Genomic DNA, 13,930 nt, shown 5'->3' with positions numbered 1-13,930 from the left:
TTTCGGGGCTGATTGGGCTAATAGATGCAGCGCGGGTTACAACCGTTGCTCAACCTGAATATTTGTTTTCGATAAAATAAAACCGGCCGCCGTTGCAGCGGCGGCCGGTAGGTTTTTCGGCACTTTACTCACTCACTGAAATCTGAATATTGCGGTTGGTTTTGCTACCGTTGGTGCTGGCCGGCACATCCAGCAGCTTCCGATATTTTTCTGTCATTTCTGCCGACTGCGGCTGGCCGTTTACGCGTAATCCGCTGTCGTTGAGCTGAAATTGAAAACTCTTCACATCTTTGCCGATCAGACCGTCCTTGCGCAACTCCTCCCGAATCCGGCCGGAATCGACGCGGGGCGGAGCCGGAGGGGCAGGCAGCGCCAATGGTGCCCGGGGCGCGCGGGGCGGCCGCGGGGGCATTGGAGCGGGCGCGCCAGGAGGTGGAGGTGGCGGAGGCATGTCGGAGCTGCTCATGGAAGTGTTGCTGCTCGATGACTCATTCACGGTGAAGCCTCCGGTGCTGCTCAGTTTCTGGCCTTTGCGCTGCTCATACAGTTTGAGGTACTTATTGAGCACGGCGGCAGGCTGCTTTTTCCCATTCACCGTGAGCGAGTTGCTGCGTAGCGAAAAGGTAAAGTTGCGGCGGTCTGTAATCAGCTTGTCGCGCAGCATTTCTGCTACCAAGGCTTCCCGCACCACTCCGCTTTTGGCAGCCTCGCGGCGTGCTGCAGAAGCGTCGCGGTGAGCTACTTCCATGTCGCGGTGGGCTGCTTCCATATCCCGGTGGGCTTCCTCCATATCGCGCCGGGCCTCCTCAGCATCACGCATAGCTTCCTGGCGGGCCTCTTCTGCGTCCCGACGGGAATCTTCCATTCGTTCGCGCAGCTCCATGCGGCGCTCCGTTACCCGTTCCCGTTCTTCCCGGATATGGGTGCGCTCCACTTCAGTTTTGGCATTGCGCTCCGCTTCGCGCAGGCCTTGCTCAGCCTGCTCCAGGGCCCGACGCTCGATGTCGCCATACGACTCGCGGCCACCGCCTTCGTTGCGAAACTCGAAGTTGTAGTTGCGGTTGCTCTGGCGGCGGGCAGCATCTACCTGCACCCGCACGTCGCGGCGGATTCGCTCCACATCCTGCTTCGACAGGCCCGGGGCTCCCTCGAAGCGGAAACTACGGGCAAAATCGTCGCCGAAATTGAAGGAACCGGCATCAGCGCCACGGCTCCAGCTGTCGGGCGCCACCCGAATTACTTCGGTGCGGGTCTCCGTCTTCTTGCCTTTCTTTTTCGAGTCGGCAGTTGCCTCTTCTACACGGCGGCCATTCACGTAGAGGTCCGTCAGCCGGCCCTTTTTATCCTTCTCGATAACCACTGTGCCGGGGCCACCACGCCGCGGACCGTTTTGGTTCACTATCACAACCCGCTCGGTACGGCTGTTTTTAGCTTTGCGCTTCTTATCGTCATCAGCTAGTGGCGCTACCACTGCTGTTTCTTCTTCCACCACCACTGGTGATTTGGGCAGCAGCGGAACGGCTGGCACCGTTTCCGGGGCAGCCTGAGCCGCAGCGGTTGCTGTGGAAGTTTTGCGTGTAGTGTCTTCTTCGGTCAGAAACGGTAAGCGCTGCAGGGAGCCTTCCATACTAGTGGGTTCTGCCGCCGGCTGCGGATCGGCGAGGGCCACGGCGGTGCTTAGCAACACCATACCAGCCAGCACTACACAGGCAGCCATGAAGCCTTCGGTGAAAGTAGGCGTACCACGCCCCTGCACCAGCCGCCGGATGCGGCCCAGCAGCGAGCCACTCGGCCCCATGGCCGACATGGCCAGGCGCGGCGCTACCTGCGGCTCCAGGCTCCGCTCGGCAAGGGCTGCCAGCGCGCGGGCCAGTGTCAATGGGTTGCCACCTACCAGCGCAGTAGCGTCGTCGTCGCAGCAGTTTTCGCGCTCTGTGCGTAGGCACGCCGACAGGAACCACACAGCAGGATGATAGAAGAAGAGGGTCTCCGCAATGGCCTGCAGCAGGTTCATGAGGTAGTCGCGGCGTGCTACGTGGGCCAGTTCGTGAGCCAGAATGGCTTCCAGATACGTCTGGCTCAGGCCCGTAGCGGTACCTAGCGGCAGCAGAATCACGGGGCGCAGATGCCCGACTACTAACGGGGCCTTCACCAGCGCCGATTCCAACAGAGCAACAGGGCGCTCCAGGCCAGCACGGGCGGCAATGCTTGCCAGCCGCTGCTGCCACTCCTCTGCCAAGGGCTGCACACGATAGTGGCGCAGGCGCTGCACATACGCCAGCCCACCCAGCAGGCGCAGGGTCATGGCCAGCAGGCCCAACAGCCATACCGCTACCAGTATCGGCAGGTTTTGGTCGAAGTAGTTGAGCCAAGCCTGCAGAGGGCCGGCCGGGGCAGTTGCGGCCGGAGCCGCGGCCAGTTCCAATGTACTCCCTGCGATGGTGTCAACCTCGCTGATGGTAGCAGATGCCACCACCGTACGGGCGGCGTAGTAGTGCCGCGCGAACGTAACGGCTGCCAGCCCCAGCATTACGACCAGTGCTACTGCCGATACGTTGTAGCGCACTGAGGCGCGGTGGCGGCGCAGCAACAGCAGTAGCCCAGCCAGCGCCAGCGCTACTACAGCCCCTTGCCAGAGTGAGTGGACCAGCGTCCAGCCCAGCGCACGTACCAGCGCGGGAGAAAGTACTTGTTCGAGCCAGTTCATTAGTTGTTTGCTTTTGAAGTGTCGTCCTGCTGATTTTCAATGTCATTGAGCAGGCTGCGAATCTGCGCCAACTCCTCCCGCGACGTAGTGCCGCTGCCCAACGCCTGCATCACCAGTTTCATGGCCGAGCCCCCAAAGGCAGATTCCACAAACCGGTCGAGCAGCAGGCCCTGCGTTTCTTCCTCCCGCACCGCCGCCCGGTAGATATGGGTGCGGGCATCATCTTCGCGTAGCACGAGCGTTTTGTCGAGCATGAGCTGCAGAATCTTGAGCGTGGTGGTGTAGCCAACATCACGCTTCTGGCTCAATTGGTCGTTCACGAACCGGACCGTGCTAGGGCCGTGCTGCCACAGTACCTGCAAAATCTCCAGCTCCGAATCGGTAGGCTTGGGAATGGGTTTCTTACTCATGATTGAAGGCTTAGCCGTGTTACGAATTGATTCGTATGTCAAACATATACGAAGCTTATCGTAGAAGCAAATTTTATCTACGATTTTTTTCGTAAGACTTGTACAAATGTAAAAAAGCTGACTTTAAAAGCCAGCTTTTTATATGATTATCAATACACTATCTAAAAAACCCTACTCCTGGTGAGTGTCACTGTCATTTCGGCGCCGTGTCAGCGTGACGCGGGCTCGGTGGCAGATACCTCCCAGCGGCGGGTTGAATTTTGATACGCTCACTTTTACGGAACGCACATGCGGAAACTCAATCAGAACCCGGTCTAGCACACGGTGGCCAAGGTGTTCGAGCAGGCGCGCAGGAGCTGCCATTTCCTCCGCCACCACGCGGTAAAGCACCTCGTAGTTTACCGTTTCATGCAGCTTGTCGGAGGCGCCGGCTGCGTGCAGGTCCGTCCGGATATAGAGGTCAACACCGTACTTGTTTCCGATTTTCTGCTCTTCGTCGTAATAGCCGTGAAACGCAAAAAACTCCATTCCTTCCAGTGCAATCTGGCCCATACGCTGTAGTAGTAAACTTGGTGAGGTATATCGGTAGCCGTGGCATACGGCCCAACCGCAAAAAACGAAAAAGCCTGCCTTAGAAGGCAGGCTTTCAGGTAAGCTGGTTAACTGCTGGGTTTCATGGAGCAGGAAAAACCAGAGCTAGATTTCATCGAAGAAAGACTTCTCGGCGGGTGCTGCTACCGCCATACCTGGCTGGCCAGGATGCGTAACGGGCGAAGGCTGATTGATTTCGGGGTGGCTAGGGCCTACTGGCCGGATATCAGGAGCTGGCGGCTCTACACGGGGGGCATCTGGCTCAGGCACCTGCGACGGCGCTGGCGGGTCGATGTGGGGAGCAGGCGAAATACCAGGATTTTCGGCTGGAGCACCGGGCCGCTCAATCTCGGGGCCGGGGGCATGAGCAGGGGCGCCGGGGTCGGGCTGCTGGCCGGGCTTAGGGTTGTAGCCGCTGGGCTGGGTTGCCGCAACTTTAGGTTCAGGCGCGGCGGATGCGGCCGAGCCGCCAAACGAAGCAGCCGAAGCACCAGCTACTGCCGCTACCGATGAAGTGGAAGTTGTATTGACAAACATAGGAGCATTGGTTTCGGGTGAATCGGAAGACTGTCGATTCACCTTTACGCTGGCTGCCCGCGAAAGGATGGCCGCCGTGCTGGCTTTGGGCCGGGCCTTGGCTTTCTCCACTTTGTCCAGCGCATCGGAGGCCAAGTGGTGCAGGTCGCGCACGAGGCCGTCGAGCTGGGCTTCGAGGCGCTGACACTCCTGCCCCAGGCCACTGACCTCCTTCTGCATCTCAGCCACCGTTTTTTCAGCCTGCTGATAGGCATCTTCCACTACGGCGCGGGCTTTCTGGCGGGCATCGGCCAGCAGCTGCTCGGCTTTCAGCTGCGCCTCCCGGATGCGCAGCTCGGCGTCGCGCTGGGCCTGCTCCGTGATGCTGTTGCCGGTGTCCTCGGCCGTTTTAAGAGTACGGTATAGGCTGGTTTCTACCTCGCGCATCTTGCTCACGTCCTGGGTGGCGTGGTCCAGTTTCACGCGCAGCTCGCGGTTTTCGTCACCCATCCGCTCCCACTGCTGCGAGAGAGTGAGCAGAAACGCCTGCACTTCGTCTTTGTCGAGCCCCCGAAAGGCTTTTTCAAAGGTCTTCTGGCGGATATCGAGGGCGGTGATTTTCATGGGCATGGGTAGCTAAAGGTGAGGAGCCGGAAGCTGGAACAAGGAAAGGCAGGCAGTTAAACAGACAGCGGCAACTGCGTAGTGGCTCGCGCCGGATTCTTGTGTGGCTCTAATGCCGCTGCTGCTGCGCTTCTGCTCAGGTCAGCTCCCAAACGGCCAGGCTCCGGTCGTCGCTACACGAAACTAGCCTATTCTGTCGTCCCGGCCAAAACAACTTATTCACGGAGGTGCCGTGCCCGGCGTGCCGCGCCTTGTCTACCACCCGCAGAAGGGCCAGGGTTTCGGCATCCCAGAGCTTGATGCTTTTGTCCATGCTGCAGGTAGCCAGCAGAGCGCCATCGGGGCTAAAAGCGAGGTGGTTGATGGTGAACAGATGCGCCACAATGCTGCGGTGTTCCGCGTAGCCAGCGGCCACATCCCAGGAGCGCAGGTGGGCGTCGCGGCCGGCCGTGAGTAGGTAGCGGCCATCAGGCGAATAGCCCGCCGTGAAGATGGAGTTAGTACCGCCTTCCCACTCCTGTTTCAGCTCCAACGAATCGGCATCCAGAAGGCGCAGGCGCCAGTCGGAGCCGCCTACGGCCAGCTCGCCCCGCTCCTCGTGCAGCGCCAGGCAGCGCAGGCTTTTGTCGGAGAGCTTCAGTAGGCTTTCCACCTTGAAATCAGTAGCCCGGAGTATGGCAAGCGTTCCGTCGCCGAGGGCCACGTATAGGCGCTGCCTGGCTTCGGAATACACCATGTCGAAGATGGCGGCCGGCGGTAGCGCGGTGGCAAATACCAGCTTTTTCTCGGCCAGATCAATTGCCTGAATTCCCTGAAAGTTGTGGCCGATGACGAGCAGATTTCGGTCGGGCAGGTGCCGCAGCGCGTACACTGAGTTTTCCACTTTCGCCACCAACGCGCCATCCTGCGCAGCCTCATCAGTGTGCCAGACAGCCACCATGCCATCGGCGCCGGCTGAGTAGAACGTATCGGCGCCGGACGTGCCGGCCAGGGCATACACACAATCGAGGTGGCCGGTAAGGGCGGCGAGCTTCTGAACCTGCGGGCGGTGGAGGAAGGGCATGGAAAAATAAATCTAGAGCGGCAAAGGTAGCAGTAGCTGCTGTGCGCCGCTTGGGAAGAATCTTATTCAGGCCGTGTGTTTATCCAAAACTGTTTGCTTTACCCCTCTCAAGTTCGGCGCAAGCGCCGGCAGCGCGCTACCTTTATCCATACACACTACCGACTCTGGCTTTGCCGCTTCATTCCCTCTCTCCTATTTCCAGCCAGGCGTTGCTGGGCCTGTGGCAGCTCACGGAGCCAATTGAGGCACTGTGGCCTCTGCTGCCGGACTTGCTGCACTACACCGCCCGCTTCCCCTATGGCCGCGACGAAACCCGCACCCGCCAGTGGCTGGCGGGCCGCGTGCTGGCCCACCGCCTGCTACAGGAGCTGACCGATATACCAGCTACCCTCAGCAACGACGCTAATGGCCGTCCGTTCTTCGAGCAGCTGCCAGAATTGGGCGTGTCGTTGTCGCACTCCGGCGAGTGGGTGGCAGCTGTGGTAGCGCGGGGCGCAGCCGTTGGCACAGATATTGAATTGGTAAGACCCAAAGCGCAAAAGTTGGCGCCGCGGTTTCTATCGGAAGCCGAACGGGCCGACGCCGGCAGCGAAGCAGTGAAGCACAGCTTATACTGGAGTGCCAAAGAAACACTCTACAAGCTGCATAGCCGCCGGGGCCTGGTGTTTAAGGAGCAAATTGTGCTCGACCCGTTTGGGTTGCGGGAGGCAGGTGTGTTGACGGGGCACCTGCTCCTAGAAAACTTCCGCAGCCAACACCAGATCCATTATCAGCGCCCAGCTCCCGATTACATCCTAACTTACACCATCAGTGAAACAGGTGGCTAGAAAGGCCCTGAGTCTGACGTTTTGCCGGACAAGCACGTATCCAACACAGCCACCAGCTTACCAACTCACCATTTCGCCTCCTATGTCTCTTCGCCGAATTTCCATCATTGCCGCTGCGGCGCTGCTGTTTTGCACGGTAGCCGCTGTGGGCGTGGCCCGTGCCCAGGGTAGCCGCACCGTGAGCGACTTCAGCCTGAAAAACAGCGCCAACGCTGATGTGGCCTTGAAAAGCTATACTGGTAGCAAAGCCGTAGTGGTGGTGTTTCTGAACCCAAGCTGTGCTTACTCCAAGCTGTACCAGAACCGCTTGGCGGCGCTTAGCTCGCAGTACAATGGCCGGGGTGTGCAGTTCATGTTCATCAATGCGCCCATCAACCTCGAAGCCAGCACCGACTTAGGCGAGGCCGAGAAGCTGAAAATCAAAGCCACCGCCGACCTACCCTTGCTCACCGACGAAGGCCAAAAAGTGAGCAGCCTGCTGGGCGCCACCAAAACGCCCGAAGTGGTATTGCTGCAACCTGCCGCCGATGGTTTTGCGGTGCGCTATAAAGGAGCCATCGACGACAACCCGCTGGTGGAAGGCGACGTGAAGGAACGCTACCTGCAGCAGGCCCTCGACAACGTGCTGGCCGGCCGACCGGCTGGCGTAGCAGACAAGCGCGGCGCCGGCTGCCTCATCAAGCGTAACTAAGCCGCCTGTCATTCCGAATCATCTAACGTCAAACGGCCTTCCTACTGCACAGTGGGAAGGCCGTTTGACGTTAGATGATTCGCTTATTCTTCGCCTTCAGGAGCGTCGGTGGCAGGCTGCTCTTCGTTGGTGAGGATAGTCAGCAATTGAGCCACTTCAGCCGCTTTAGCGGGTTCCTGCAGCTTCTCGAAACTAAGTTGCAGGTTGCGCAGGGCCCGCCGCAGAATGTCGAGGTGCGAGCAGGGCTCGTAGAAAATGTCGTTGGAGGTCAGGTTGAGCTGCGCGATGTAGTGCTCGATGTCGGTGCGGGTCAGAATGAGTCCGCGGTTGTAGCAATTGATGTAGAAGGACTCAATCAGCGGAGTTTCGGGGCGGTACGTCAGCACAAACAGGTTGGGCAGGTTCACGCCGAATACGGGCAGCTTGAGGCGCTGGGCCACCAACAGATAAATCACGCACAGCGTGAGCGGATTGCCACGCCGGGTTTCCAGCACCCGGTGCAGCATAGAGTTAGCCGGTGAGTGGAAATTCTGGGTGTTGGCCGCAAACTTATGCGCCCGAAACAACACATGGTTGAGCACCTGCACCTGCTCGGTGGGCAGCATTTCGGGGCGTAGCAGCGTCCAGACTTCGAAGCGCAGCTGCTCAATGGCGCGGTTGAGGCTCTGCAAATCAGCATCGGGGTACTGAAACGAGTTCAGCAGCCACATGCCTTCCAGCAGGTTTTCGCCGCCCGAGTCGCGCCACACGCGCAGGCGCTGCTGCAACCCCTCAAACTGCAGATGGTGAATCAGGTCTTCGAGGCGCTGCTGCTGCTGCGGGTCCAGGGTTTCTTCCCACGATTCTTCCAGAAACGGAATGATACTCTCGCCCAGCGTCTGGATTCTCTCCTGAATCTGCGGCGCGACTTCTGGGTCGTCGAGCAGGGAGATAAGGGCTTTGATTTCTTTGTTGGTCAAGAGAAGAGGTGCTTCGTACGGAGGTCAGGTTCAGCAAATAAAAGCAACCGACACGGTTTCCCGGCCCCGGTTGCCCAAAACTAACACGTTTAGCAGGCCAGATTGTTCAAATGCCACATCTGCAATACCTCTGAACCGTCATTCCGAGTATAGACAGAGCCGAAGCAGAGGAATGACGGTCAGAAGCGAAGCTTCGCTACCGCAGCAGATTCGTTTTGGCCAGTTCCAGAATTTCGTCGCCGCGGCCGCTCATGATGGCTTTCAGGGTGTAGAGACTGAAGCCTTTGACCTGGGCCGCCTCAATGGTGGGCGGCATCGACAGCTCGGCACGCTTCACCACGGCATCCAGAATCACGGGGCCGGGGTGGGCCAGCATGTCGGCAATGGCCTGGGGCAGGTCGGCGGGGTCTGCTACTCGGATGCCGCGCACACCGGCCGCTTCAGCGAGGGCCGCGAAGTTGGGGTTTTCCAGCTCGGTGCCGTATTCCAGAATGCCGGCCGCCTTCATTTCCAGCTCTACAAACCCGAGGCTGTTGTTGTTGAAGATGACGATTTTGACGGGCGTTTTCAGCTGTTTCAGCGTCAGCAGTTCGCCCATCAGCATAGCAAAGCCTCCGTCGCCAGCTAGGGCTACTACCTGCCGGCCCGGATATGTGAGCTGCGCGCCCAGCGCTTGGGGCATGGCATTGGCCATGCTGCCGTGGTTAAAGGAGCCAATCAGGCGGCGCTTGCCGTTGAAGCGCAGGTAGCGCGCTGCCCAGATAGTGGGTGTGCCCACGTCGCAGGTGAAAATGGCGTCTTCGGCGGCCTGCTCGTTCAGCAACCGGGCCACGTACTGCGGGTGCATACTGGTGTCGCCGGCCTCGCCGGTGGCTAGCTCGTCTAGGTCCTGACGGGCCTCGCGGTAGTTTTCCTGTGCCTTCTCCAAATGAGCCCGGTCGCGCTTGTGGTTGAGCAGCGGCAGCAGCGCTTGAAGAGTGGCCGCCACGTCACCGACCAGCCCTACTTCGATGCGGGCCCGCCGGCCAATGTGCTCACCCCGCACATCAATCTGCACATTGCGGGCTTCCTGCGGCAGAAACTGGGTGTACGGGAAGTCGGTGCCCAGCATGAGCAGGGCGTCGGCGTCCATCAGGGCATGGTAGCCGGAGGTGAAGCCCAGCAGGCCGCTCATGCCCACATCATACGGGTTGTTTGGCTCCACGTATTCTTTGCCGCGCAGGGCATGCACCACGGGCGCGCCCAGTATTTCGGCCACCTGCAGCAGCTCGGGGTGGGCACCGGCGCAGCCTGCCCCGGCCATAATCGTGACGCGGGAACAGGTGTTGAGCAAGTCGGCAGCGGCCCGCAGGTCTTCGATGGCGGGCACCAACGTGGGGCGGCTGCGGAGTACGGGCAGGCGCGGCGCTGGAGCTTCGGCTTTTTCGTGGCTAATGTCGCCGGGAATGACTAGCACGGCCACGCCGCGCTGCGTCAGGGCAGTCTGGATGGCTATTTCAGTAGTGCGCACGGCCTGGTCGGCTATACCAATCAGCTCACAGTAGGCGCTACACTCCTTAAACGTGTTTTCGGGGTGGGTTTCCTGGAAATACTGCGTCCCGATTTCGATGCTCGGAATCTGGGCCGCAATGGCCAGCACCGGCACGCGGCTGCGGTGGCAGTCGTAAAGGCCGTTGAGCAGGTGCGTGTTGCCGGGGCCACAGCTACCGGCACACACGGCCAGCGTGCCCGTCAGGTGCGCTTCGGCGCCGGCCGCAAACGCGCCGGCTTCTTCGTTGCGCACGTGTATCCACTCAATGCCGTCCCGCTTCCGGATTTCTTCGGTGATGCCGTTGAGCGAGTCGCCCACCACGCCATACACCCGTGTGACGCCGGCCGCCACAAGGGTATCTACTACTATTTCAGAAACGGTCTTCTTCGCCATCGTCTTCAGGTTAAGTCCGAAGGCTATACGATCCTACTACCGGTACGGACGACGCGCACCGCCACCAAGGGCCTCATACAAGCATAATCTACCGGCAACACGTAGGTCATGCGCCAGCCAGACCTTTGGGGCAAGTAAAGTGCTACACGAACATGGGTGGGTAGCAGTTGCTGGCGCAGAAAGTCCCGGCGGGTGGCCGGGACTTTTTTTGTTGTGGCAGCGACCATAACTGCCGAAGACAGGTATACTGCTATTGCTTGGGTGGTCCCAGATATTCGTCGGTGAAATGCGCCCGGTGCGGCTCCTGCGCAAACTTCTCGGCGTTGTAAGCGGCTGAATTTCCGCGCGGAATCGACAACGACTGCCATTGCCCCGCCTGCACCAGCTTCCCGATATACACAATCTGCCCCACGTGGTACGGGTAGTGCGCCAGCTGCCGGTTGATGGCCTCCGTGACGGTGTGCCCCTGATTGCGGATGTACACCGGCTGGTCCCAGTTGTTAGGAGTAAGCGAGTCAAGCGCCGCCAGCAAGCAGCTCCAGCCCGCTTCCCAGCGCGCCAGCACCTCGGCCCGGGTGCCCAGGTCGTTGTCGAACTCAGCCTCGCGCTGCCGCCAGGGCTTCTCGCCGTCGGTGGTCAGGAAGTCGGTCCAGCGGGAAAGCATGTTGCCCCACAAATGCTTCACGATGGTGGCCACGCTGTTGCTTTCGGCGTTGGGCTGCCAAAACAGGGCCTCGTCGGGCAGTTGGGCAAAGGTCTGGTCGCCGAGCAGCTTGTAGTATTCAAACTGCTTGCGGGCGCTGGTGAGGTAGTCGGTATCCATGAGGAAAGAAGCCAGCGGCTACAGTTACCGGTAAGAAGTGAGCAAAAACAACTGCATCCGGGCACTTCCACTGCGGAAGTGCTCCGAAACAATTGTATCCAGACACTTCCTGTGGGGAAGTGCTTGAAAATAAATATATCCGGCCACTTCCCATGGGAATGAGCTCCAATGTAATCGTATCCGGCCTCTTTCTCACCGGAACTGGCCCGCCCGCAAACGCAACGGCCCGCCGTACCAAGTGGTAGCGGCGGACCGAGTTATAGCGTCTCGTCGTTGCTGAGGTTGTTTAACGGGCGCGGTGCCGGTCGTTCAACGACGAGACGCGACTACGCGTCTCTACACCGTTCAGGCCTGCATGCTCACCGTCTCGGGCTGAAACGATACGAAGCCCCACACAATTTCATCGGCATTCACGGATTCGCGGCAGCCCCGACAGCAGTGCGTAGGCGGCGGTGATTTTACCTGCCCCGTTGCAGCCGGTCAGTCAGAAAGTAGAGGGTTTTTGAGAACTGATGCTAAATAATGACCGATTCATTCCAACTACTCGGTTTTTCAAACCAGTGGAGAATATTCAGAAATTGAATATCGATGGCTTTATCAGTTAACTCAACAAATTTTTCGGGAATCCATGCGAAGAGAATCCCTCCATTAGGCTCACTGTATGTGTTATAAAACCACGTATCGATTGGAGGCAAATCCCATTCATCAAAAAATCCACTCGTTTCTGGCTCAGTAGCACCATCAGGTATGTTTTGCCCATGCTCTACGACAAGTATTTTCCCCCGAAAAACATCACTATAACTCAGTTTGCCGGACACAGTATTTTTGAATTCAAGTTGCCTACAGAATAGTGTGACAAAAGAATCATGCAGATAAGGGTCCGATTTCTTGTTCCATTCAGCCCAAGGAATTGGCTTCTCATCAATGGGACCCGGCATATGAGCGAACCATTCACCGTCCTTACAAACCGGATTAATCGTGCTTCGCAACCCAGTCCATTCAACTTTTTCTTTCTGCTCTAGCTGATGTTGACAATAAGCTTGAGTTGACCGCAGGTTCGTAAGGAACTGGGATTGGTCGATGGTTATCATCAGGCTTTAATTTCTTAGGCCACTCATACCTGAATTACGCCCACGTTGTACGCCTTTTCAATGGGCGCGTGGTTGGCCATGCTGATGCCCTGGGAAATGACTTTGCGGGTTTCCAGCGGGTCGATAATGGCATCCACCCAGAGGCGGGCCGCGGCGTAGTAGGGCGAGAGCTGCTCGTCGTAGCGGGCTTTGATGCGGTCCAGCAGCTCCTTCTCGGCTTCGGGCGTGATGACTTCGCCTTTGGCTTTCAGCGAGGCTACCTGAATCTGGAGGAGCGTGTTGGCAGCGGCGGCCCCGCTCATCACGGCCAGCTGGGCCGTAGGCCAGGCCACGATGAGGCGCGGGTCGTAAGCTTTGCCGCACATGGCGTAGTTGCCGGCGCCGTAGCTGTTGCCAATGACCACCGAGAACTTGGGCACCACGGAGTTGGCCATGGCATTCACCATCTTGGCGCCGTCCTTGATGATGCCGCCGTGCTCACTCTGCGAGCCCACCATGAAGCCCGACACGTCGTGCAGGAACACCAGCGGGATGCGCTTCTGGTTGCAGTTCATGATGAAGCGCGCCGCCTTGTCGGCCGAGTCGGAGTAGATGACGCCGCCCATCTGCATAGCGCCCTTCTTGGTCTTCACGATTTTGCGCTGGTTGGCCACGATGCCCACGGCCCAGCCATCGATGCGGGCGAGGCCACAGAGCAGCGTCTGGCCGTAGAGGTCCTTGTAAGGCTCAAACTCCGAATCATCGACCAGCCGCTTGATGATGTCCATCATGTCGTAGGGCTTGGCGCGGTCGGCGGGCAATAGGCCCAGGATTTCGGCCGGGTTTTCCTTAGGGGCGGCGGGCGTTTTGCGCGAGAAGCCGGCTGTGGCGTGGCCGCCCAGCTTGTCGAAGATGTTGCGGATGTGCTCCAGGCACTCCTCGTCGGTGGCAAACTTGTAGTCCGTGACGCCCGAAATTTCGGAGTGCGTGGTAGCGCCGCCCAGCGTCTCGTTGTCGATGGATTCGCCGATGGCCGACTTCACCAAGTAGGACCCCGCCAGGAACACCGAGCCGGTGCCGTCCACAATCATGGCCTCGTCGCTCATGATCGGCAGGTAGGCCCCGCCGGCCACGCACGGGCCCATGATGGCGGCCAGCTGCACGATGCCCATGCTGCTCATCACAGCGTTGTTGCGGAAGATGCGGCCGAAGTGCTCCTTATCGGGGAAGATTTCGTCCTGCATGGGCAGGTACACGCCCGCCGAATCGACTAGATAAATAATGGGCAGCTTGTTTTCGATGCTGATTTCCTGGGCCCGCAGGTTCTTCTTGGCCGTAATCGGGAACCAGGCGCCGGCCTTCACGGTGGCGTCGTTGGCGACTACCACGCACTGCCGGCCCTGCACCCAGCCAATGACCACTACCACACCGCCGCCGGGGCAGCCGCCTTCCTCCTGGTACATCCCCTCCCCCGCAAACGCCCCGATTTCCACGGTTTCCGAGTCCTTGTCGAGCAGGTACTCAATACGCTCCCGAGCCGTGAGCTTGCCTTTGGCTTTGTGCGCCGCAATGCGCTTCTCGCCGCCGCCGAGCTGCACTTTTTCCAGCCGCTTTTTTAGCTGAAAGTTGAGTTGCTTAATGCTGTCTTCGTTTTTGTTGAATTCGAGGTTCATCTGGTGGGAATTGGGGAGGCAGAAGGCTGTCATTCTGAACTGATGAATGACA

The 13,930-nt window shown here is 59.1% G+C and carries 12 protein-coding genes; 2 read left to right on the top strand and 10 right to left on the bottom strand.

The genetic code is table 11. The features are described 5' to 3' along the window. Positions 1 to 124: 124 nt before the first annotated feature. From H4317_RS05035 to H4317_RS05015, 5 genes are all read right to left on the bottom strand, one after another. On the bottom strand, positions 125 to 2,707 hold the full coding sequence (locus tag H4317_RS05035; protein ID WP_185889057.1) for a M56 family metallopeptidase: 2,583 nt from the start codon (positions 2,705 to 2,707) through the stop codon (positions 125 to 127). Then, the gene (locus H4317_RS05030) at positions 2,707 to 3,117 is read right to left on the bottom strand and encodes a BlaI/MecI/CopY family transcriptional regulator (protein ID WP_185889056.1); all 411 of its coding nucleotides are present in this window, start codon (positions 3,115 to 3,117) and stop codon (positions 2,707 to 2,709) included. The genes H4317_RS05035 and H4317_RS05030 overlap by 1 nt, the downstream gene beginning before the upstream one ends. A gap of 171 nt (positions 3,118 to 3,288) precedes the next feature. After that, positions 3,289 to 3,669 (bottom strand): dihydroneopterin aldolase, encoded by a 381-nt coding sequence (folB, locus tag H4317_RS05025; RefSeq protein WP_185889055.1) that lies wholly within the window; start codon positions 3,667 to 3,669, stop codon positions 3,289 to 3,291. A 144-nt stretch (positions 3,670 to 3,813) separates the two neighbouring features. After that, the gene (locus H4317_RS05020; protein WP_185889054.1) at positions 3,814 to 4,848 is read right to left on the bottom strand and encodes a DivIVA domain-containing protein; all 1,035 of its coding nucleotides are present in this window, start codon (positions 4,846 to 4,848) and stop codon (positions 3,814 to 3,816) included. A 136-nt stretch (positions 4,849 to 4,984) separates the two neighbouring features. Next, positions 4,985 to 5,911: a WD40 repeat domain-containing protein gene (locus tag H4317_RS05015; RefSeq protein ID WP_185889053.1), complete on the bottom strand. Its 927-nt coding sequence runs from the start codon at positions 5,909 to 5,911 to the stop codon at positions 4,985 to 4,987. 170 nt (positions 5,912 to 6,081) lie between these two features. Here H4317_RS05015 and H4317_RS05010 point away from each other — a divergent pair, with 170 nt between their 5' ends. Further along, entirely contained in the window at positions 6,082 to 6,738 is a 657-nt protein-coding gene (locus H4317_RS05010) for a 4'-phosphopantetheinyl transferase superfamily protein (protein ID WP_185889052.1), read from the top strand. An 82-nt stretch (positions 6,739 to 6,820) separates the two neighbouring features. Further along, a complete protein-coding gene (locus tag H4317_RS05005) occupies positions 6,821 to 7,429 on the top strand; it encodes a redoxin domain-containing protein (protein WP_185889051.1) in 609 nt (202 codons plus the stop codon). An 83-nt stretch (positions 7,430 to 7,512) separates the two neighbouring features. Here H4317_RS05005 and H4317_RS05000 read toward each other — a convergent pair whose 3' ends face one another. The 5 genes from H4317_RS05000 to H4317_RS04980 form a co-directional block, all read right to left on the bottom strand. Continuing rightward, positions 7,513 to 8,388, bottom strand: a complete 876-nt coding sequence (locus H4317_RS05000) for a transglutaminase-like domain-containing protein (protein WP_185889050.1) — start codon at positions 8,386 to 8,388, stop codon at positions 7,513 to 7,515. 196 nt (positions 8,389 to 8,584) lie between these two features. Then, positions 8,585 to 10,312, bottom strand: a complete 1,728-nt coding sequence (poxB, locus tag H4317_RS04995; protein ID WP_185889049.1) for a ubiquinone-dependent pyruvate dehydrogenase — start codon at positions 10,310 to 10,312, stop codon at positions 8,585 to 8,587. Between the two features lie 250 nt (positions 10,313 to 10,562). Further along, a complete protein-coding gene (locus tag H4317_RS04990) occupies positions 10,563 to 11,135 on the bottom strand; it encodes a DUF1572 domain-containing protein (protein ID WP_185889048.1) in 573 nt (190 codons plus the stop codon). Between the two features lie 515 nt (positions 11,136 to 11,650). After that, on the bottom strand, positions 11,651 to 12,226 hold the full coding sequence (locus tag H4317_RS04985; RefSeq protein WP_185889047.1) for a hypothetical protein: 576 nt from the start codon (positions 12,224 to 12,226) through the stop codon (positions 11,651 to 11,653). A gap of 23 nt (positions 12,227 to 12,249) precedes the next feature. Further along, positions 12,250 to 13,878 carry an acyl-CoA carboxylase subunit beta gene (locus tag H4317_RS04980; protein ID WP_185889945.1) on the bottom strand — a complete coding sequence of 543 codons (1,629 nt, stop codon included), beginning with the start codon at positions 13,876 to 13,878 and terminating at the stop codon, positions 12,250 to 12,252. Between the last annotated feature and the right edge of the window lie 52 nt (positions 13,879 to 13,930).

The sequence above is a fragment of the Hymenobacter sediminicola genome, from assembly GCF_014250515.1.
GTDB classification, from domain to species: domain Bacteria; phylum Bacteroidota; class Bacteroidia; order Cytophagales; family Hymenobacteraceae; genus Hymenobacter; species Hymenobacter sediminicola.
Note: the sequence above shows the minus strand (reverse complement) of the source record. Positions and strands in the feature narration are given on the sequence as shown.

Coding starts and splice junctions, on each gene's coding strand:
- H4317_RS05035 (WP_185889057.1), bottom strand. CDS start 2,707: ATGAACTGGCTCGAACAAGTACTTTCTCCCGCGCTGGTACGTGCGCTG.
- H4317_RS05015 (WP_185889053.1), bottom strand. CDS start 5,911: ATGCCCTTCCTCCACCGCCCGCAGGTTCAGAAGCTCGCCGCCCTTACC.
- poxB (WP_185889049.1), bottom strand. CDS start 10,312: ATGGCGAAGAAGACCGTTTCTGAAATAGTAGTAGATACCCTTGTGGCG.
- H4317_RS05020 (WP_185889054.1), bottom strand. CDS start 4,848: ATGAAAATCACCGCCCTCGATATCCGCCAGAAGACCTTTGAAAAAGCC.
- H4317_RS04985 (WP_185889047.1), bottom strand. CDS start 12,226: ATGATAACCATCGACCAATCCCAGTTCCTTACGAACCTGCGGTCAACT.
- folB (WP_185889055.1), bottom strand. CDS start 3,669: ATGGGCCAGATTGCACTGGAAGGAATGGAGTTTTTTGCGTTTCACGGC.
- H4317_RS05005 (WP_185889051.1), top strand. CDS start 6,821: ATGTCTCTTCGCCGAATTTCCATCATTGCCGCTGCGGCGCTGCTGTTT.
- H4317_RS05030 (WP_185889056.1), bottom strand. CDS start 3,117: ATGAGTAAGAAACCCATTCCCAAGCCTACCGATTCGGAGCTGGAGATT.
- H4317_RS04980 (WP_185889945.1), bottom strand. CDS start 13,878: ATGAACCTCGAATTCAACAAAAACGAAGACAGCATTAAGCAACTCAAC.
- H4317_RS04990 (WP_185889048.1), bottom strand. CDS start 11,135: ATGGATACCGACTACCTCACCAGCGCCCGCAAGCAGTTTGAATACTAC.